Annotated in this window: 14 protein-coding genes; 5 read left to right on the top strand and 9 right to left on the bottom strand. The window is 74.3% G+C overall.

Annotated elements, in window-relative coordinates:
- Positions 1-170: 170 nt before the first annotated feature.
- The 4 genes from ABZ951_RS04690 to ABZ951_RS04705 are packed head-to-tail and all read left to right on the top strand — an operon-like array spanning position 171 to position 6715.
- Complete coding sequence (locus ABZ951_RS04690) at positions 171-983, top strand: glycosyltransferase family 2 protein (RefSeq protein ID WP_344088655.1); 813 nt, start codon at positions 171-173, stop codon at positions 981-983.
- The gene (locus ABZ951_RS04695; protein WP_344088658.1) at positions 980-2071 is read left to right on the top strand and encodes a glycosyltransferase family 2 protein; all 1092 of its coding nucleotides are present in this window, start codon (positions 980-982) and stop codon (positions 2069-2071) included. The genes ABZ951_RS04690 and ABZ951_RS04695 overlap by 4 nt, the downstream gene beginning before the upstream one ends.
- Positions 2068-2868 (top strand): polysaccharide deacetylase family protein, encoded by an 801-nt coding sequence (locus ABZ951_RS04700; RefSeq protein ID WP_344088661.1) that lies wholly within the window; start codon positions 2068-2070, stop codon positions 2866-2868. The genes ABZ951_RS04695 and ABZ951_RS04700 overlap by 4 nt, the downstream gene beginning before the upstream one ends.
- On the top strand, positions 2861-6715 hold the full coding sequence (locus tag ABZ951_RS04705) for a polysaccharide biosynthesis C-terminal domain-containing protein (RefSeq protein ID WP_344088664.1): 3855 nt from the start codon (positions 2861-2863) through the stop codon (positions 6713-6715). The genes ABZ951_RS04700 and ABZ951_RS04705 overlap by 8 nt, the downstream gene beginning before the upstream one ends.
- Before the next feature lie 195 nt (positions 6716-6910).
- Here ABZ951_RS04705 and ABZ951_RS04710 read toward each other — a convergent pair whose 3' ends face one another.
- Positions 6911-8290, bottom strand: a complete 1380-nt coding sequence (locus tag ABZ951_RS04710) for a xylan 1,4-beta-xylosidase (protein ID WP_344088667.1) — start codon at positions 8288-8290, stop codon at positions 6911-6913.
- Between the two features lie 114 nt (positions 8291-8404).
- On the opposite strand from ABZ951_RS04710, the gene ABZ951_RS04715 reads away from it, so the two are divergent.
- Positions 8405-9583 (top strand): DUF5925 domain-containing protein, encoded by a 1179-nt coding sequence (locus ABZ951_RS04715; RefSeq protein WP_344088670.1) that lies wholly within the window; start codon positions 8405-8407, stop codon positions 9581-9583.
- Positions 9584-9679: 96 nt separating this feature from the next.
- Here the strand turns inward: ABZ951_RS04715 and ABZ951_RS04720 are convergent, their stop codons facing one another.
- From ABZ951_RS04720 to ABZ951_RS04755, 8 genes are all read right to left on the bottom strand, one after another.
- A complete protein-coding gene (locus ABZ951_RS04720; protein ID WP_361278948.1) occupies positions 9680-10051 on the bottom strand; it encodes a GntR family transcriptional regulator in 372 nt (123 codons plus the stop codon).
- 79 nt (positions 10052-10130) lie between these two features.
- On the bottom strand, positions 10131-11984 hold the full coding sequence (gene asnB / locus ABZ951_RS04725) for an asparagine synthase (glutamine-hydrolyzing) (RefSeq protein ID WP_344098116.1): 1854 nt from the start codon (positions 11982-11984) through the stop codon (positions 10131-10133).
- 167 nt (positions 11985-12151) lie between these two features.
- The gene (locus ABZ951_RS04730; protein WP_344098117.1) at positions 12152-13339 is read right to left on the bottom strand and encodes a type III PLP-dependent enzyme; all 1188 of its coding nucleotides are present in this window, start codon (positions 13337-13339) and stop codon (positions 12152-12154) included.
- The gene (locus ABZ951_RS04735; protein WP_344098118.1) at positions 13336-15033 is read right to left on the bottom strand and encodes an IucA/IucC family protein; all 1698 of its coding nucleotides are present in this window, start codon (positions 15031-15033) and stop codon (positions 13336-13338) included. The genes ABZ951_RS04730 and ABZ951_RS04735 overlap by 4 nt, the downstream gene beginning before the upstream one ends.
- A 322-nt stretch (positions 15034-15355) precedes the next feature.
- Positions 15356-17104, bottom strand: coding sequence for an IucA/IucC family protein (locus tag ABZ951_RS04740; RefSeq protein WP_344098170.1), 1749 nt, complete (start codon positions 17102-17104; stop codon positions 15356-15358).
- Positions 17101-18324: an ATP-grasp domain-containing protein gene (locus ABZ951_RS04745; RefSeq protein ID WP_344098171.1), complete on the bottom strand. Its 1224-nt coding sequence runs from the start codon at positions 18322-18324 to the stop codon at positions 17101-17103. Before ABZ951_RS04745 ends, ABZ951_RS04740 begins: the two co-directional genes overlap by 4 nt.
- A 79-nt stretch (positions 18325-18403) precedes the next feature.
- The gene (locus ABZ951_RS04750) at positions 18404-18586 is read right to left on the bottom strand and encodes a hypothetical protein (protein WP_344098172.1); all 183 of its coding nucleotides are present in this window, start codon (positions 18584-18586) and stop codon (positions 18404-18406) included.
- Positions 18587-18620: 34 nt separating this feature from the next.
- Entirely contained in the window at positions 18621-18815 is a 195-nt protein-coding gene (locus ABZ951_RS04755) for a hypothetical protein (protein ID WP_344098173.1), read from the bottom strand.
- Between the last annotated feature and the right edge of the window lie 355 nt (positions 18816-19170).

Below are 19170 nucleotides of genomic sequence, written 5' to 3' on the forward strand. Positions count from 1 at the left end.
GTCGCAGTCGCCGAGTCGCGTTGCCGCGCGGCCAGCAGCAATTGCCAACTCGCCCGATTCGCATGGCAGTTCGCGCCGTGTCGAGCGGGGCGGGTTACCCCCTTTTCGAACCGGATAAACCATTGGACCGCTCAGGGGGGCGGCCCACCGGACGAGAGGGAAATCCGAGGATGAGTTCTTTCCTGCGCCCTGTGGCCGATCAGGAGTCGGCCACGGCCGGCGATTACCGACCGGTCACTTCGCATTTCGCGATAACTCCGCCGGTAAGTGTCGTCATTCCGGCCATGAACGAGGCGGAGAATCTCCCGTACGTCTTCAAGACACTGCCCGGATGGATTCACGAGGTGGTGCTCGTCGACGGTAATTCCACCGACGACACCGTCCAGGTCGCCCGCGACCTGTGGCCCGGCGTCAAGGTCGTCGAACAGCGCGGCAAGGGCAAGGGCGACGCCCTGATCACGGGCTTCGCCGCCTGCACGGGCGAGATCATCGTGATGGTCGACGCCGACGGCTCCGCCGACGGCAACGAGATCGTCAGCTACGTCTCCGCGCTGGTCGGCGGCGCGGACTTCGCCAAGGGCTCCCGGTTCGCCAACGGGGGCGGCACGGACGACATGACGCCGATCCGCAAGCTCGGCAACCGCGTCCTGTGCTCGATCGTCAACGCCAAGTTCGGCGCCCGGTACACCGACCTGTGCTACGGCTACAACGCCTTCTGGAAGCACTGCCTGGACGAGATCGCGCTGGACTGCGCCGGGTTCGAGGTGGAGACCCTGATGAACATCAGAGTCGTCAAGGCCGGGCTGCGCGTCCAGGAGATCCCCAGCCATGAGTTCGTCCGCATCCACGGCGCGAGCAATCTGCGGGCCGTGCGCGACGGGCTGCGGGTTTTGAAGGTCATTCTGCAGGAGCACGCGGGCCGGCGCCGGAGCCCGCTGCGGCCGGCCGTCGCTCCGGCCGCGAACCGCGGGGAAGTGTCTTGAGCACATCTCCCCTCCCGGTCCCGGCGGGCACGCCGGAGGTGTCGGTGGTCATCTGTGTCTACACGGAGGACCGCTGGGACGACATCCTCGCCGCTGTGGCCTCGGTGCGGAGCCAGTCGTGGCCCGCGCTGGAGACCCTGGTCGTGGTCGACCACAATCCCGCCCTGCTGCGCCGTCTCGCCAAGCAGTACGGCGACGACGGCGCCGGCGGGGCGGGCCCCGCCGGCCGCCCGGGCAGCCCGGTCAGCCCGGTCAGCGTGCTCGCCAACGCGGGCCCCCGCGGCCTGTCGGCGGGCCGCAACACCGGCATCGCCGCCTCCTCCGGGGAGGTGATCGCCTTCCTCGACGACGACGCGGTCGCCGAGCGGGACTGGCTGCTCCACTTCGCCTCGGCCTACGCCGACCCGCGGGTCATGGCGGTGGGCGGCCGCACCGAGCCCGTGTGGGAGTCCCGGCGCCGGCCGCTCTGGTTCCCCGAGGAATTCGACTGGGTGGTGGGCTGCACCTACCGGGGGCTGCCGCCGGGTCGCGTCCCGGTGCGCAACGTACTGGGGGGCAACGCCTCCTTCCGCAGGTCGGCGTTCACGGTGGCCGGGGGCTTCGCGAGCGGCATCGGCCGCGACGGCCACCGGCTGCCGCTGGGCGGCGAGGAGACGGAGCTGTGCATCCGGCTCACCCAGGCCATGCCGGAGGCCGTGCTGCTCATCGACGACCGCGCGGTGATCCACCACCGGGTGCCGGCCGCCCGCGAACGGTTCGGCTACTTCCGCACCCGCGCGTACGCCGAGGGCCTGTCCAAGGCCCTGGTGGCGCGGAGCGTGGGGGCGCGGGCGGGGCTCGCCTCCGAGCGCCGGTACACCACCCGGGTGCTGCCCGCCGGGGTCGCCCGCGGGGTGCGGGACGCCCTGCTGGGCCGGCCCGGCGGGGCGGGGCGGGCGGGGGCGATCGTGGCGGGCGTCGCGGCGGCCGCCGGGGGCTACGCGCTCGGCCGGGTCCGGGCGTACCGGGGCGGAGGCCGGTACGCCGTGGCCGAAGTGCCGGGGTCGGCCGCGCCCGGCGGCGCGAGACCGGAAGAGGCGGGGCCATGAGCGGGGACCGGGTGCCCATACTGATGTACCACGCGGTGGCGCACTCCCCCGCCCGGGCGACGTACGGGCTGTCGGTGGCTCCGGAGGCGTTCGCCGCGCAGATGGGCGTGCTGGCGCGGCGGGGGTTCACCCCCATGACGACCAATCAGCTGGCCATCGCCTGGCGCACCGGCTCCGGACTGCCCCCGAAGCCGGTGCTGATCACCTTCGACGACGGCTACGAGGGCGTGCACCGGCACGCCCTCCCCGTCCTGGTCGAGCACGGTTTCGTCGCCACGCTGTTCACCTCCACGGGGTGGGTGCGCGGGGGGTACGAGACCGGTGGGGCGCTCGACCTCATGCTGAGCTGGGACCAGGTCCGTGAGCTGGCCGAGGCGGGGATGGAGATCGGTGGGCACAGCCACACCCACCCCCAGCTCGACCAGCTCACGGACGAGCACCTGTGGTTCGAGGTGCTGCGGTGCCGGGAGATCCTCACGCTGGAGCTGGGCCGTGCGCCGGTGTCCTTCGCCTACCCCTACGGCTACTCCGACCGCCGGGTGCGGCGGGCGGTGGGGTCCGCGGGGTTCGGGGTATCGCTGGCCGTGGGCAACGCCCTGGCCTCCCGCCCCCAGGGCCCGTACGCCCTGGAGCGGGTGACCGTGCGCCGTTCGACGGCGCTCCACGAGTTCGAACGGCTCGTCGAGGGCCGGGGGCTCGGTCGGCTCTTCATCAGGGACCGGGCCCTGACGAAGGGGTACGCAGTGGTCCGCAGGGCCCGTCAAGTCGCAAGGAAGGCAAGCGAAGCCCGTGTCTGACACGTCCACCCGCACCGAGGAACGGGAGACGGAGGGGCCGGCCGGCCGCAAGCTGCGGCTGCCGGGACGGGGCGGCGGCAGTCCGCTGTTCCGCAACGCCTTCGCGCTGATGCTCAACACGGGCATCAGCGCCGTCCTCGGTCTGGGGTTCTGGCTGGTCGCCGCCCGGTACTACACCCATGACGCCGTGGGCCAGGGCTCGGCGGCCATCGCCGCGATGAAGCTCCTCGCGGGGCTCGCGGCGGTGACGCTGACGGGGGCGCTGGCCCGCTTCATCCCGATCGCCGGGCAGGCGACGAGCCGGCTCATCTTCCGCACGTACGCCGGGAGTTCGGCGGCCGTCGCGTTCGCCGGCGGGATGTTTCTCCTGACGCTGCCCCTGTGGGGTGATTCCTATCAGTTCCTGCGCAGCCCGGTGCAGAGCGCCGGGTTCGTCGTCGCCGTCGCGGCCTGGTCGGTGCTCACCCTGCAGGACGGTGTGCTGACGGGGCTGCGCAGCGCGTTCTGGGTGCCGGTCGGCAACACGGTCTTCTCGGCGGTGAAGCTGGCGCTGCTGGTGGCGATGGCGACGGCCCTGCCGACGTCCGGGGTGTTCGTGTCCTGGGTGGTGTCGATCGCCGTGTCGGTGCTGCCGCTGGGCTGGCTGGTCTTCCGGCGGCTGGTGCCCCGGCACGTGGCGGCCACGAAGGAGACGGCGCGGCCGGCGTCGTACCGGGAGATGGGCCGCTTCCTCGCCGGGGACTACACCGGCTCGCTGTTCTCCCTGGCCGTGGTCTATCTGATCCCGGTGATCATCGCCGCGCAGGTCAGCTCGGCCGACTTCGCGTACTACAACATCGCCGGCATCATCGGCGGCACGGTGAACCTGCTGGCCATCAACATGGGTGCGTCGCTGACCGTGGAGGGCGCGCACGACCCCGCCCGGCTCGCGGAGAACTGCCGGGCCGCGCTGCGCCGGATGGCCCTGATCATGGTTCCGGTCTGTGTGCTGCTGTTCCTCCTCGCGCCGTACATCCTGCGCATCTTCGGCGCGGACTACGCGGACGCGGCGACGCCGCTGCTGCGCTGGTTCGCGGTGGGGGCGGCGCTGCGGGTGGTGATGGAGGTCTATTTCGCGGTGCTGCGGGCGCAGAACCGGACGCCCGGCCTCGCCTACCTCCAGGGACTGCTGTGCCTGCTGGTGTTCGGGCTGACGCTGCTGCTCCTGCCCCGGCTGGGGCTCACGGGTGCGGGCGTCGCGGAGATCTCCAGCCTCACGGTGATCGCCTCGATCGCGGCGGTCAGGCTCCGCAGAATCCTCAGGGAGGCGTCGCCGCCCGCCGCCTTCCCCCGGCCGCCCCTCGCGTACGCGCCCGAGGTGGCACCGGACGGCGACCTCGCGGATCTCGCGGTCCACGGCGACCGCCGCGACGCGCCGCGCGAGGGGCGGCGCGGCATCGCCCGGGGGTTAGGGCGCGAGAGCGGCCCGCGCCCCTCCGGCCCGCACTCCTCCGGCCGCCGGGACAGCGGCGGCTACGGCACCCGCTGGGCGCTGCGGACCGCGCTGGACTCGGACACCATGCCGCTGGGCGTGCGGCTCGACTTCGACCATCTGGAGAGGCGCCCCGATCTCCGCCACACCCCGGAGGCGCTGTCCATGTCCGCTGTACCTCCTCCCGCCCCGAAGCAGGGCATGCGGGAGCGCGTCGTCCTGGAGAAGCGGGAAGAGCCGAAGGGGCCTGAAGAGGTGGGGGATCAGGAGCGGACGCTGTCGCTGCGCAAGCCCGGGAAGCCGGAGCGGGAGACTTCCGGGCCGGCCGCCTCCCCCACGCCCGCGCCCCGGACGCCGCCGTGGTGGCGCCGGCCCGAGGCGGCCGTCTGGCTGCTGCTGGCCGCGGCGCTCGCGCTGTACTGGGTGCCGCTGCGGTCCCTCGGGGAGGCGGATCTGGACAGCATGGGCGAGCTCGGCCTGGTGTCCGTCCTGCCCGCCGCGACGCTGGCCGGGGCCGCGCTGCTGATCGTGGCCTTCGCGGCGGCGCTGTGGCTGCGGGAGCCCCGCCGGTGGCTGCTCGGTGCGGTGCTGTTGCTGACGGTGGTCTCCCTGCACGCCGTTCCCGCGGTCCTGGAGGAGCAGCCGCGCTTCGCCACCGCGTGGCAGCACCTGGGGTTCCTGGACTTCATCGACCGGACGGGGGTCGCGGCCCCCGACCTCGACGCCCGCTGGAGCTGGCCCGGCTTCTTCGCGCTCGTCGCGCTGGCCGCGCGGGCCTGTGGCGTCGGGGATCTCACCGAGGTGCTGCGCTGGTGGCCGCTGGCCGTCCAGCTGCTGTGCCTGGCGCCGCTGGCGCTCCTGCTGAAGGCGGTGCGGGCGGGCCGGCGGGCCAAGTGGACGGCGGCGTGGCTGTTTGCGCTGTGCGGCTGGGTGGGTCAGGACTACTTCTCCCCCCAGGCGCTGAACTACCTCTTCTACCTGCTGTTCGTGGCCGTGCTGCTGGTCTGGTTCCGCTGGCCGCGGCAACTGCGCGGCCGGCTGCTGCCGGGCGAGGCGGAGGTCGCCCCGGCGGGCGCGCGTGAGCAGGGGGCCCTGCTGGCGGTGCTGATCGGGCTGTTCGCCGCGTCGGTCGTCAGCCATCAGCTCACGCCGTTCGTGATGCTGGGGGTGCTGACGGCGCTGGTGGTGGTGCGGCGGTCCACCCTCCGCGGGATGCCACTGCTGTGCGGTGTGATGCTGATGGTGTGGGTGGGGTTTCTGGCGGAGCCCTACTGGTCGGGCCATTTCGACGAGCTCTTCGGGGGCCTCGGCTCACTGGGCGGCAATGTCTCCTCGTCCGTCTCGGGCCGGATCGAGGGCGGCAGCAGCACCCACAAGCTGGTGCTGTACACCCGGGTCCTCCTCGCGGGCGGGGTGCTGGCGTTCGCCGTGCTCGGCTGGTGGCGCCGCCGCCGGTCCGGTATCGGCGACGTCTCCCTGCTGGTGCTGACGGGCGTGCCCTTCCTCGCCTTCGGCATGCAGTCCTACGGCGGTGAAGTGGCGCTGCGGGTCTTCCTGTTCGCCCTGCCCGGTGCCTGTGTGCTGGCCGCGCTCGCCCTCTTCCCGCGCCCCGGCGAAGAGGCCGGGGCCGGGCGCTCCGGGGTGGCCGCGGCGCTGTCGGCCGGGCTCGTCGCGGTCGTCGGGCTCGTCCTGGTCTTCGGGTTCCTGGTGGCCCGCTGGGGCAACGAGTCCTTCGAGCGGGTGCGCCCCGGCGAGGTGGCGGCGATGGAGTACGTCTACGCGCACGACAAGCCGACGGTGCGGGTGCTGTGGATGAGCAAGGACCCCGTCACCAACGTCACACCCGCCATGCCCTGGGGCGCCCGGGACATGGAGCACGTTCAGTACGAGCCGACGGCCGCCCCGCGCGACCCGGCCCGGGTGGACGGTCTGGTCGCCTCGCTGCGGAAGGCCGGCCCCCACTCCTATCTCATGGTCAGCCGCGGCCAGTCGGTGTATCTGGAGCTCGACGCCGGGTACGCGCCGGGCTGGGACGACGGGCTGCGGCGCGCGCTGAACGACCGGCCGGAGCTGACCCGGGTGGTGGCCAATGAGGACGCGGTGCTGTACGAGCTGAAGGACCGGCCCGCCGGGCAGGTCGCCCCGGCCCGGCCGGGGCCCGCCGGGCCGCGGGTGACGTGGACGCCGGTGTCGGTGGTCGGCGCGCTGGCGGCGGTGGCGCTGCTGGTGCTGCTGGCCGCGCGGGAGGCGGTGCGGGTGGTGGCGGGGCCGGGGGTGCGGCAGCTGCGGTGGCTGCAGGGCGCGTACTGGTTCGCGCTGCCCCTGCTGCTGGTCCTGCTGGCGACGCTGGTGCAGCGGTTCGCGACGATGTCCTAGGGGCCTGACCGGCGGGTCTTCGGCTGCGGGCCGTCGTTGCCGCGTTGCCGCCTGCGGCGGCGAGCGCCCTGCGGGCGCGTCCTCAATCGCCGGACGGGCTGGTATGGGCTGAGCTCAGCCGACACCAGCCCGTCCAGGGGCACCTCCCAGAGTTGCCCGCAGGGCCCTCGCCTCGACGATCCCGCAGCCGAGACCTCAGTCCAGCCACCGCACTTCGTACGGCCCCAGGTCGACGGTGCGGCCGTCTACCCGGGCCGAAACGGGTTCGTCGCGGGTGTTGACGACGAGCAGGGCCGTGTCGGAGGCGAGGACGCGCAGCCGGTCGCGGTCGGCCTCGGCGACGTCCACGGCGCGGAAGCCGGTGCCGGGCGGGAAGGACGCCGCGAACCGGGTCAGGAGACCGAGCATCGGCAGGCCGCTTCCGCCGTCCTTCAGCTCGGTGCTGCGCCACAGGCAGCCGGGGCACTCCTCTGCCGTCTTCTGCGGGTTCCAGTAGAAGGCGGCCGCGACCCCTGCTGAGGCCATGTGCATCATGGCGGTGGCCTGGACGGCGGTGCGGTGCTCTTCCGTCCAGCCCTTGCGGTCGTCGTTCTCGTCGGCCGGCTCGACGTACCACTCGGTCCACCACACGGGCAGGTCCGTGGTCTTGCGCAGCCAGGCGGTCACGTCGGCGAACTTCTGGGTGGCGCCGAACTCGTCGGGCAGCATGCGGTCGCCGTCGCGGGTGTAGCTGGATCCGTCGACGGCGATGAAGTCCGCGCCCTTCTTGTGGTCGTTCCAGTAGGTGACGGCGTCGACGGCCCGCTGGTCGACCGAGCCCCAGGGGCCGCGCAGGGACGAGGCGTTGGAGCCGGAGCCCGGGGAGTTGCTGTCCATGCTGATGTACGGGCCACCGACGAGGTTGCGGGCGTTCCGCTTCTTCAGCTCCGCGTGGACGAGGTTGTACAGCTCGGTGTAGCCCTCGTAGTCCCAGCGGTTGGCGGACTCGTCGAAGAAGCCCTTGAACTCGTTCCAGACGACGAAGTGGCGGACGTCCGGGTAGCGGGCGGCGATCACTCCGGCGAGCTCGGCGAAGTCCTTGTAGTGGGCGCGGTCGGGTGCCGTCTCCAGGGACTTCTTCGACCAGTCGGTGGGCTGGCCGCCGCCCTTCATCCAGTCGGGGGCGCAGCACAGCGTGAGGACCGGCGTGCCGCCGGAGGCGCGCATCAGCGCGACCCGGCGGTCGAGCTCCTTGAAGTTGTAGGTGCCGGGCTTCGGTTCGGGGTTGTCCGCGCCCCAGCCCATGATGTGCTGTGCCTGGGGCATGGGGTCGGCGGCCAGGAGCTCGGCCGTCCGCTTGCGGGCGGTGTCGGCGCCGTGGTCGGCGCTGTACTGGGTGTGGGTGAAACCCCAGCCCAGGTCGGCCGCGGTGCTGCCGCCGCGTTTGCCGTCCCCGCCGCCGAACGGCAGTCCGCCGACGGCCACGACCACCGCGAGGATCAGGAGCGCCGTTCCGGCCGCGCCGACGCTCAGCAGTGCGATGAACCGCCCCCGCCCTGCCCTTGCAAACGTCCGGCCCATTCGATGACGTCCCATTACGGGCCAGGGTATCCGCGGCCGAAACCGTGTGCGGCGGCTTCCGGGCGAAGACCGGCGGAACCGGTGAAAACCTGGGTGCGTGAGGGCGTCGGGTGCCGGATCATGGGCGGCATGTGCGCCGACCGCCGACCCGCAGCCAGGAGGCAGATCCTGCCCACCGACCCGGCCCCTGTCCCTGTCGATGACCCGGCACCCGCCCCGACCCCCGCGGAGGAGTCGCTGCCCCTCCGGTTGAACGTGGCCGACAGCGACTCCCCGTCCGACGTCATCGAGGCCCTCTTCCTCGGCCGGTTCGCGACCGGCGAGCAGCCGTACGCGCGCAGCCACTCGGTGGACCGTGTCCGCTCCGGGGTGACGCTGCTGCCGCCCGCGGCGCGCGTGGTGCGTTCCGCCCGCGACGACGACCGCAGCGCGACCCTCGCCGAGGGCGACGGCTGGACGCTGCTGATCTCCCGCTGGAACCGGCAGGCGGACGTCTCGGTGACCGCCACCGGCGCCGACCTGGCCAAGAGGGTGCTGGCCCAGGCGGTGGACGGGGCGGAGGACGAGCCGGAGCCGCAGCCCGAGCACGTGACGATGGGCTTCTGGTACGTCTCCCCGCGGCGTGGCCCGCACCGGACGACGCGGCAGATCTCGGCCGGCACGTGGGAGGAGGTGCGGGGCAACTACACGGCGCCGGTGGCCGATGCGATGGACCGGCTGATGAAGGTCACCCCCGACGACATCGCGGGCCGGCTGTTGCTGCTGCACGGCCCGCCGGGCACGGGCAAGACGTCCGCGCTGCGGACCCTGGCCCGCTCGTGGCGGGACTGGTGCCAGGTGGACTGCGTGCTGGACCCCGAGCGGCTGTTCAACGACGTCGGCTATCTGATGGACATCGCGATCGGTGAGGACGAGGGGTCGGCCAAGGGCCGCTGGCGGCTGCTGTTGCTGGAGGACTGCGACGAGCTGATCCGCGGCGAGGCGAAGCACACGGCGGGCCAGGCCCTGTCGCGGCTGCTGAATCTGACGGACGGCCTGCTGGGCCAGGGCCGCAACGTCCTGGTCGGGGTGACCACCAATGAGGATCTGGAGCGGCTGCACCCCGCGGTGGTCCGGCCCGGCCGGTGCCTGGCGCGGATCGAGGTGGGCGCGCTGACGCGCAGGGAGGCGGTGGGGTGGCTGGGCACCGACGAGGGCGTCGGGCGGGACGGCGCGACGCTCGCGGAGCTCTTCGCCCTGCGGCGCGGCGCGGGCCCGGCCTCGGTCCCGCCGCAGCACGACGGGGCGGACGCCGGGCTGTACCTCTGACCGGCCCCGGCCGGCGGCACCTCCCAGCGGTAGCCGGGGAAGATTGAGGACACCGCCGCGCAGCGGTGGTGCCACCCCCGCGAACCGCCGGAAAGGCTAGCCGTAGACGGCGCGCAGCGCGTCCTCGGCCGCGGCCAGGGCGGCTGCCCGGTCCAGGCCGAGCCGCCGGGCGCGCTCGGCGTACGTCCGGGCCGCGGCGGCGGCCTCGCGGGCGGCGGTGTCGCCGGGGGCCGCGATGAAGGTGCCGTTGCGGCCGCGGGTCTCGATGACGCCGTCCGCCTCCAGCGCCCGGTACGCCTTGGCCACGGTGTTGGCGGCGAGGCCGAGTTCCTCGGCGAAGCCGCGGACGGTCGGGAGCTTGTAGCCCACGGGCAGCGCGCCGGAGCGGGCGCGTTCGGCGATCCGGGCGCGGATCTGCTCGTAGGGGGGTTCGGCCGCGTCCGGGTCGACGGTCATCTGCAAGGCCACGGTGGGACTCCTGGCTGGGCGTGGGTCGTGGCCCCCATTGTGCGGCAGCCGGGCCGGGGACGCCCGCCCCTGGCGGTGCCTACAGCTCCAGTGCGACGCCGTAGCGGCGCAGCCAGGTGTCGAGGCCGAGGACGAGCTCGGTGGCCATGCGGAAGGTGTTCCCGGCGTCGTCGTCGAGCGACCGGGCGACGGCCGTGGTGTCGAGCAGGGGGCGGACAGGGGCGTCCTTGTCGGCGAGGACCCGGGCCAGTTCGGCGCGCAGGGCGTCGGCGTAGCGGGGGTCCTGGGTGCTGGGGTAGGGGCTCTTGACCCGGTCGGCGACCAGACCGGGGAGGACGTCGCGGGTGGCGGCGCGCAGCAGGGACTTCTCCCGGCCGTCGAAGGTCTTCATGGCCCAGGGGGTGTTGAAGACGTACTCCACGAGCCGGTGGTCGCAGAAGGGGACGCGCACTTCGAGGCCGGTGGCCATGCTGACGCGGTCCTTGCGGTCGAGGAGGTACTGGACGAACCGGGTCAGGTGCAGGTGGCTGATCTCGCGCATGCGCCGCTCCAGCCCGCTCTCGCCGGGCAGGCGGGGGACTTCGGCGAGGGCTTCGCGGTAGCGGGCGCCCTGGTAGCCGGGCAGGTCGAGTTTGCTCAGCAGGCCGCTGTCCAGGAGGGCGGCCCGGCCGCCGCCGTCGCTGCCGGTGAAGTGGTCGATGCCGCCCTCGGCGAGCCAGGGGAAGGTGTCGGCGTGGACGGCCCCGGGGTTGTGGAACCACCGGTAGCCGCCGAATATCTCGTCGGCGGACTCCCCGGAGAGGGCGACGGTGCTCTCCTCGCGGATGGCCTTGAACAGCAGGAGCAGGGAGGTGTCGCCCTCGCCGAGGCCGGTGGGCAGGTCGCGGGCGGTGAGGACGGCGTCGCGGTGGGCCCGGTCCATCAGGTCGGCGGTGTCCAGGACGATGTCGCGGTGGTCGGCGGCGACGTGGGCGGCGAGGGCGTGGGCGTAGGGGCCGTCGGGGGTGGGGCGCATCGCGTCGGGGGTGAAGTGCTCGGTGTGGCCGGTGAAGTCGACGGAGAACGAGCGCACGGGGCCGCGGCCGGCGTCGGCGAGGCCCTTGGCGGCGAGGGCGGTGATGACGGAGGAGTCGAGTCCGCCGGAGAGGAGGGTGCACAGGGGGACGTCGGCGATGAGCTGGCGGGTGACGGTGTCGTCGAGGATCTCGCGGACGCGGCGGACGGTGGTGTCCAGGTCGTCGGGGTGCTCGTGGGCCTCCAGGGCCCAGTAGCGGCGGACGGTCAGGCCCGCGCGGCGCACCCGGGCGGTGTGGCCGGGGCGCAGTTCGTACATGCCCTTGAAGACGGCGTGGCCGGGGGTCTTGGTGACGGTGACGGCCTCGGCGAGGCCCTCGGCGTCCACGGCGGGCCGGACGGCGGGGTGGGCGAGGATCGCCTTGGGTTCGGAGCCGAAGAGGACTCCGTCGGGGGTGGGGTAGTAGTAGAGGGGCTTGATGCCCATGCGGTCGCGGACCAGGAGGAGCTCTTCGGTCCGCGGGTCCCACAGGGCCAGGGCGTACATGCCGTTGAGGCGTTCGGTGAACGCCTCGCCCCATTCGAGGTAGGCGCGCAGGACGACCTCGGTGTCGCTGCGGGTGCGGAAGGCGTGTCCGCGGCCTTCCAGTTCGGTGCGCAGCTCGCGGTGGTTGTAGACCTCGCCGCTGTAGGTGGTGACGAGGAGGGTGCGTCCGTCGTGCTCGGCGGACATGGGCTGTTTGCCGCCCTCGATGTCGATGACGGCGAGGCGGCGGTGGCCGAGGGCGGCGTGGGTGTCCAGCCAGGTGCCGGCGGCGTCCGGTCCCCGGCAGGCCATGGTCGCGGTCATCGCGTCGAGCGTGCCGCGCGCGGTGGTGAGGTCCTGGTCGTAGGCGATCCATCCGGTGATCCCGCACATGGTCGCGGTCTCCTCTCGGTAGGCGGCCCGGAGGTCTCCGGGCGTGGCTGTGCCCCCGTGGCCCCCGTCGGCCCGCCCCGTCGGGGTCGCGAGGATCACGCTACGCCCAGATAGATGCATCTACCATCTACACTCGGTAAAGCCTCAATCTCCCCTCTTCGCGAGGCTCATGACAGGTAGTGGAAGCTCGGCGCCGGGTGCATGAGGAAGTCGTGGTGGGAGATGTTCCAGGCGTAGGCACCGGCCATGGCGAACGCGACCCGGTCCCCCACCCGCAGCTCCGCGACGGGAACCCGGCGGGCGAGGGTGTCCTTCGGGGTGCACAGCTGCCCGCTGAGGGTGACGGGCTCGTCGAGTGCCGCCGGGCGCGGCCAGGGGCGCTCCCAGGTGTCGACGGGCAGCACGGTGAAGGGCTGGTCGTGCGCTTTGGCGGCCGGGGTGCGCAGGTGGTGGGTGCCGCCGCGCAGGACGGCGAACGCCTCGCCGTGGCTGTGCTTGAGGTCGAGGACCTCGGTGACGTACCAGCCGCAGTGGGCGGTCAGCGCCCGGCCGGGCTCGATGCGCAGGGTGAGGCCCGGGTGGGCTGCCGCGAGGTCGGCCATGCCCTTGCCGTAGGCGGTCCAGTCGAAGCGGGCGTGCGGCCGGGCGTAGTCGACGGCCATGCCGCCGCCGGCGTTGACCTCGCTCAGGGCGAGTCCGTGCCGGTCGGCGAAGGCGCGGGCCCAGCCGGTGACGCGGCCGGCGACGGCGAGCAGGGCGGTGGCGTCCAGGCCGCTGGCCAGATGGGCGTGGACGCCGCGCAGCCGCAGCCTTCCGCCGCGCAGCAGGGGCAGGCACGCCTCGGCGCGGCGCGGGTCGAGGCCGAAGGGGCCCGGCCGGCCGCCCATCGCCAGGGCCGCGCCGCCCAGCTCGCCCTCCCCCACGGGGAGGTTGACGCGCAGCAGGAGGTCGGCGGGCGCGTCGCCGGGCTGTTCGGCGGCGAGGGCGGCGAGCAGCCGCAGTTCGTGCTCGCTCTCCACGTGGAAGCGCTCCACGCCCAGGCGGAGCGCGGCCCGCAGCTCCTCCTCGGTCTTGCCGGGCCCGCCGAAGGCGAGCGGCAGCCCGGGCACGGCCGCGCGGACGTGGGCGAGCTCGCCCCCGGAGGAGACCTCGTACCCCGTGACGTGCGGGGCGAGAGTTCTCAGGAGCTCGGGGGCGGGGTTGGCCTTGGCCGCGTAGTACAGCTCGACCCGCTCGGGGAGGGCGGCCCGGATTTCGCGCGCGTGCTCGTCGAGGGCGGCGAGGTCGTAGAGGTAGGCGGGCAGTTCCCCGGCGGGCAGGCGGGCGGCGCGGGCGGCGGCGCGGGGGGTGATCACGAGGCGGTGCTCCAGGGCTCGGTGCGGGCGGCTTCGCACAGCAGGTCCGAGGTGAGGGGGGAGGAGATGCGCACGTAGGCGGCGTCGCGGTCGGCCCGGCGCGCCCAGCGGGTGAGCAGGTTGGCCTTGGCGGGCAGGGGCGCCCCGGCGACCAGGGCCAGCAAAGGCGGCGGGCTGCCGTGCGCGGCGGCGCGGGCGGCCAGGGTGCGGCGCACGGCGCACCACAGGTCGGGTTCGAGGTGGGGGTGGCGGTCGGCGAGGGCGGCGAGCATCTCGGCCAGGTGGTTGACGAGCAGGCAGTAGACGACGCGGTCCCAGCCGTGCCCGGGCTCGTAGGTCAGGGGGCCGGCGACGTCGCCGGGGAGCGCGGCGAGGGCGGCCGCGTGGTGCGCGGGCAGGAGCTTGGTGCCTTCCAGGTCGCGGAAGAGGACCTGGCGGGGGGTGCCGTCGGCGCCGACGCCGAGGACGACGTTCTGCAGGTGGGGTTCGAGGACGACGCCGTGGTCGAAGTAGGCGGCCAGCACCGGGGGGACGAGCAGGGCGAGGTAGGCGTCCCACCAGGCCAGGGCCTCGGTGGGGCCGGTGCCCGCCAGGAGGCGGCCGAGGTGGGCGCCGCCGGTGGGGTACTCGTCGGCGACGGCGGCGGCCAGGAGCCCGGTGACACCGGGGGCGAGGCGGGCGGCGAGCCCTTCGCGGACGATGACCCCGAAGCCTTCGGCCAGTTCGCGGCTGCCGAGGTCGAGGGTGCGGTAGGCGGGCTCGCGCAGCAGGTCGACCCCGGGGAAGCGGGCGGCGAGGTCGGCGGCGACCGGCTCCAGGACGCGGGTGAGGGCGACGGCGCCGGCCAGCTCGTACTCGGCGTTCTTGCGCAGGCAGTTGGTGATGCGGATGTTGAGGCTGAACTTCAGGAAGTCGCGGCCGTCGTAGAGGGTCCGTACCGACGCGGTCGGCTCGAAGTCGGCGCCGCCGGTGCCGAGGTCGAGGACGTCGCGGCGGGCGACGGCGGCGCGCAGGGCCGGGTGGGCGCGGAGCATGGAGTACTGCCAGGGGTGGACGGGCAGCAGCCGGTAGCCGTCGGGGACGGCTCGCTGCCGGTCCAGGGCGGCGAGGGCGCCCTCGGTCACGGCCTCCTCGCGGACCCGGGCGCGGCGGACGGCCAGGTGGTGCAGGGGGAACCGGGCCCTCGACTCGGGGGCGTAGCGGGCCCAGTCGGCGGCCGAACCGCCGCGGGCCTTGGGCGTGGGGTGGAAGCGGTGGCCGAACAGCAGGGACTGTTCGGAGTCCATGTACGCGTCGTCGGCCGCCGGGGGCCGGGGGGTGCCGAGGGAGGCGCTGATGCCCGCGTGGCTGGCGGCCACCTGCCCGAGGAACTCGTCGTTGCGGACGCCGGTGCGCAGTTCCAGCTCGCGGTGGACGCACTCGGCGAGCCCCTGCCACGTCAGCTCCGTCCAGACCCCGTCGTACTGCGCGGAGACCGGCCCGGTGAAGCGGTGGGCGCCGATGAGGGAGGCGCGGCGCAGCCCGGCGCGGAGCAGCACGCCGCAGCGGGGCAGGCGCAGCAGGAGGTGTCCGTCGCTGACGGCCGTCCGGTGCTCGGGGCCGGCGACCTCCCGCAAGAGGCAGTTCAGGAGCGTGTGGGCGACCACGTGATCGGCGGAGGCCACGCCGGTCAGGGCGGTGGGTGCAGAGGACATTCAGCGGCTCCAGCGGGTACGGAGGAGAGTGGGGGTTGCTGACGGGCGCCGCCGGGGGTGCGGCGGCGGATTCTGCGGCGGCCGGGGGCGGCCGGGTCCCGTGCGCGGCCGGGCGTGGCCGCGCGGGGCCCGGCCCCGGGTGCGGGCTGCGGGGAACCGGGCATTCTGCCCGGTCCGCGGCCCCGGCAAGCGCCGGGGCCGCGGTGTCCGGCGCGCCGCCCCCACGGCGGCGTGCCGGACGGCCCGGCCCGCTCGGCGGCGGCCGGGTGTCCCCGGCCGTCCGGCCGCGGTGACCGGGCGGGTGTGCGGTGGGGTAAGCCCGTCATCCCGCGGCCCCCCGCAGGTAGTTGGGGCCCTCGACGTAGTGCTTGTTGATGTCGGCGGCGCCGGAGCGCTCCTTGGTGAGCAGGGTGCCCGCGGTGACCATGGCCTTGACGGGCAGCCGGTCGGCGTCCAGGACGCGGGCGCGCAGGGCGGCCGCGGCGCCGGGGGCGGTGGCGGCCACGCGGTCCACGGCCTCGGTGAGCCGGAAGCGGATCAGGCGCAGGAGGCCGTCCAGCGGGGCACGCCCGGTCCGGGCGAGCTCGAAGGCGAGGGCGCCCGCGCACAGGTGGACGGTGATGGTCGCGAAGACGTCGGCGACGGGCCGGTCGCCCGCGACGAGGACGCGCCGGTCGGCGAAGCCGAGGAGGTCGGCGGCCTCGCCCCCCAGGCGCGCGGCGAGCCGGACGGCGTGCACGCGCGGTCCGTCGTTGTCCTTCAGCAGCAGCCGCAGCCGGGTCCTGCCCCCGGCCCTGTCGAGGACGACGGAGGTGTTCTGCTGGTGGGACTCCAGGGCGATGCCGTACGAGAAGAGGGTGGTGTGCCAGTCGAGGAGCAGGGTGAAGTAGGCGTCGAGGAAGGCGGTGAGGGAGCCCCCGTAGTAGCGCTCGGCGAGCTCGTCGGCGACGAGTTCCCCGCCGGGCGCGCGGGCCAGCAGGGCGGCGACGGGCACCACGTGGGCGCCCTGGAGGCCGGCGGGGTAGCGGCGCACGAGGGCGGCGAGGAGTTCGTGGCGGGCCTGGAGGTGGGTGCTCTCGTCGGCGAGGAGGACGCTGTCGGCCAGGCGCGGCTCGTGGGCGGCGATCTCCTGGAGGAGGCGCTGCCCCACCTGGCCGTCGAGGAGGGTGCCGGGCTTGATGGTGCGGCGGTTGCGCAGGCCCAGGGTGGCGGTGGCGAGCGGGAGTTTGAGGTGGGTGGCGGGGTCGTCGGCCACGGCGACCGTGCGGGTGGAGAGGGTGGGCAGCACGTCCAGCCAGGGCTTCTCGGCCAGGTGCGCCTCCCCCTCCAGACCGGCGGCGCGCAGGGCGCCGGCGAGGGGCGCGCCGGCGGTGAGGGGGTGGACGGGCAGGGCCACGTGGGTGGCGTCCAGACCCGTCAGGCCGAGGCCGGCGGGGGTGGGCCACCAGGAGGGCAGGGCGGACGTGCCGCCGCGGACGGCCTCGCGGGGCAGGGCGGCCCAGCGCAGCGCGAAGGCGCGGTGGAACTCGGGCGCGTAGGCGCGGATCTCGGCCTCGGTGAGGCCGGCGCGGGCGCGGCCGGTGGGGTAGACGGGGTGATCGCGGTAGGCGGCGAGGGCGTCGTAGGCGAGGGAGTCGCGCAGCCCGGTCCAGTGGGTGGTGCTGGCTCCGTACGCCTCCGCGAGCCGCGTCACGACGCCGTCGCGGGCACCGGTGTGCAGGAGGGCGGCGGCCAGGGCCTCGTCGCACTCGGTGAGGAAGGCGTCGTACCCCGCCCGGTCCTCGGGGGGCGCCGCCGCGCGGAGCCGGGTGAGGACGGGCCGCAGCCCGGTGAGGGTGGCGCCGCCGGTCTCCACCAGCGGTTCGCGGGCGCGGATCTCGCACTGGAACCCCTCGGGCCCGACGGGCAGCAGGACGCTCTCCTCGCCCGCCCTGAGGCGGAGCCAGTCACCGTCGGGGCGCCGCTCGGTGCGGGCGGTGGTGCGCAGCCCGTAGGTGTCCTCGCGGAGCAGCGTGCTGAGGACGCGCTGGAGGAGCTCGCCCTCCACCCCGTCCCTGCTGGTCAGGCTCATGACACGATCTCCCAGCGCTGTGCGGCCAGGAATTGCTCGACGGCGCGGTCGATCCGGCCCTGATCGGTGCCGGTCGCCCGGATTACCCCGAGGTAGTCGCGGTTGGTGCGGTGGAGCGGGTGCGTCTCGCCCGGCTCGCGCAGCGGCCGGTAGACCAGCCGCACGCCGTCGCGCTCGGTATCGCTTGCCGGGGGTGCGGATTCGAGCGTACCGCCGCGGTCGGCGCAGACATACTCCATGCGCAGCCGCCCGTCCGCGCGGGCTCCCAGAGTGGCCGGCAACCGCTCCCCCAGGTGGGTGCGCAGGATGTGCTCGAAGAGGGGGATGCCCAGCAGGCCGGCGAGGGCGAGGTCGCACTGGTCGCCTATGGCGCGGTAGTTGACCTCGATGAGACGGGCGCGGTCGCCCTGTGCGACGTACTCGGTGTGGCAGACACCGAAGCCGACGCCCAGGGTCCGGAGCTGGGCGAGGACCTGCTCGCTGTGCGGTTGCGGCGGGGAGGGCAGCAGGTCGAGCCGCTCCTCGACGAAGTACGGCGGCGGGGACAGCCGGGTGCGGAAGGCGCCGAGGGTGTGCAGGGCGTGTCCGTCCCCCAGGGTCTCCAGGGTGAACAACTGCCCCTCCAGGTACTCCTCGACCACCAGCGCCACCCCGGGCCTGCGGGCGCGGATCTCCCGGCAGCGGGCGAGCAGGTCGTCCGCGTCCGCCACCAGGACCACGTCCTCACTGGCCACGCCCTCGCGCGGCTTGACCACGCAGGGGAAGGGGAGGTCCAGGGCCGCGAGGGCGTCCGGGTCCTCGTGCGGGCCGAGTTCGGCGGACCGGACGGTGTCGGCGCCGGCTTCGTGGAGACTGCGGCGCAGTTGGGCCTTGTTCCTGGCGCGCAGGGCGGCCCGCCAGTCCTTGCCGGGCAGGTCGAAGAATGCGGCGGCCAGCGCGGCCTGGGTCTGGAGGTGGTCGCTGTTGGTGAAAACGGCGTCGGGGCGGCCGAGTACGGAGATACGGTCGATGACGTCGCGGAAGTCGCGCACGTCGCAGTCGACGATGTCGAGCCGGGGCAGGGAAGCCCCGCCGGCGGCGACAGATCTCTCACAGGCCCGGCGGTGGGCGTCGCTCTGGTCGGTGAGGAGGGTGACGGCCAGGCCCAGGCGGGCGGCGGCGGGCAGAAAGCCTTCGGTGACGGAGTCGGTCGGGTTCAGGGCGAGGAGATGAAGCCGCACGGGTGCGCCTTTCGGCAGGCTGCGGGGGGATGACGGGGGTGGGGCGTGAGACGTGGGGCGTGAAGGGGAACGGCGGGCTCTATTCGGTGCTTTTGATGCCAGCGCTTTGGATCCCGGCGCTTTGGATCCCGGCGCGCGTTTTCTCGCTGCTCCGCCGCTCGCCGTCGGCGCACCCGCCGAGCGCGGCACCTCCCACCATCACGGCGAGGAGCACGACGAGCACCCTGCGCAGCCGGTAGAACGTGGGGCGGAGGAAGGTCACGGCGGAGTCCTGTCTTGAGTGGCGGGGGTGCGGGTCAGGCGACGGCGGGGCCGGAGCACGGCACCGCGGGGGCGGGCTCGCGGGTGCCCGGCTCACGGGCCGGGCGGGGGCCGGCGAGCGGGAGTTCGCGCAAGGGCGGTGCGGGGGCGTTCCGTTCGCACACCGGGGGCGGCGTGGCGGCGGCCCGCTCGAACACCGGAGGTGAACCGGTGGCGGGCGGCTCGAACATTTGAGGCGGCACGGTGAAGCGTGACTCGAACATCTGAGAGGCAGCGGTGACAGCCCGGAAGGCGCGAGGACCAGCGCCGCCCGCGCTTTCGCGGCGCGGTGCCGACCCGAAGAGCGAGGCCTGCGCGGTCCGTTGTGTGCGGCGGCAAGGCGGCGGACCGTCCCCGCCCCAGGGGCGCCCGCACCGGAGCCGTCCGCACCCGGCGGCCGCGACGAACGGACGCGCCGGACACCGCGGCACGGGCGGGACGTTCGGCGTGCGGCCCGGGCCGCCCGCGGGCGGCCCCGCCCCCCCCCGCGGGCGCGCCGCCCACCCGCCGGGGCCCCCGCCCCCCGGCCGCGCCACACACGACCGG

The sequence above is a fragment of the Streptomyces sp. NPDC046215 genome (genome assembly GCF_040646215.1).
GTDB lineage: Bacteria > Actinomycetota > Actinomycetes > Streptomycetales > Streptomycetaceae > Streptomyces > Streptomyces stramineus.

What these genes read in the sequence shown, in the direction of transcription:
- ABZ951_RS04690 (WP_344088655.1), top strand. Translation starts at nt 171, where the DNA reads ATGAGTTCTTTCCTGCGCCCTGTGGCCGATCAGGAGTCGGCCACGGCC.
- ABZ951_RS04700 (WP_344088661.1), top strand. Translation starts at nt 2,068, where the DNA reads ATGAGCGGGGACCGGGTGCCCATACTGATGTACCACGCGGTGGCGCAC.
- ABZ951_RS04710 (WP_344088667.1), bottom strand. Translation starts at nt 8,290, where the DNA reads ATGGGACGTCATCGAATGGGCCGGACGTTTGCAAGGGCAGGGCGGGGG.
- ABZ951_RS04715 (WP_344088670.1), top strand. Translation starts at nt 8,405, where the DNA reads ATGTGCGCCGACCGCCGACCCGCAGCCAGGAGGCAGATCCTGCCCACC.
- asnB (WP_344098116.1), bottom strand. Translation starts at nt 11,984, where the DNA reads ATGTGCGGGATCACCGGATGGATCGCCTACGACCAGGACCTCACCACC.
- ABZ951_RS04735 (WP_344098118.1), bottom strand. Translation starts at nt 15,033, where the DNA reads ATGTCCTCTGCACCCACCGCCCTGACCGGCGTGGCCTCCGCCGATCAC.
- ABZ951_RS04740 (WP_344098170.1), bottom strand. Translation starts at nt 17,104, where the DNA reads ATGAGCCTGACCAGCAGGGACGGGGTGGAGGGCGAGCTCCTCCAGCGC.
- ABZ951_RS04755 (WP_344098173.1), bottom strand. Translation starts at nt 18,815, where the DNA reads ATGTTCGAGCCGCCCGCCACCGGTTCACCTCCGGTGTTCGAGCGGGCC.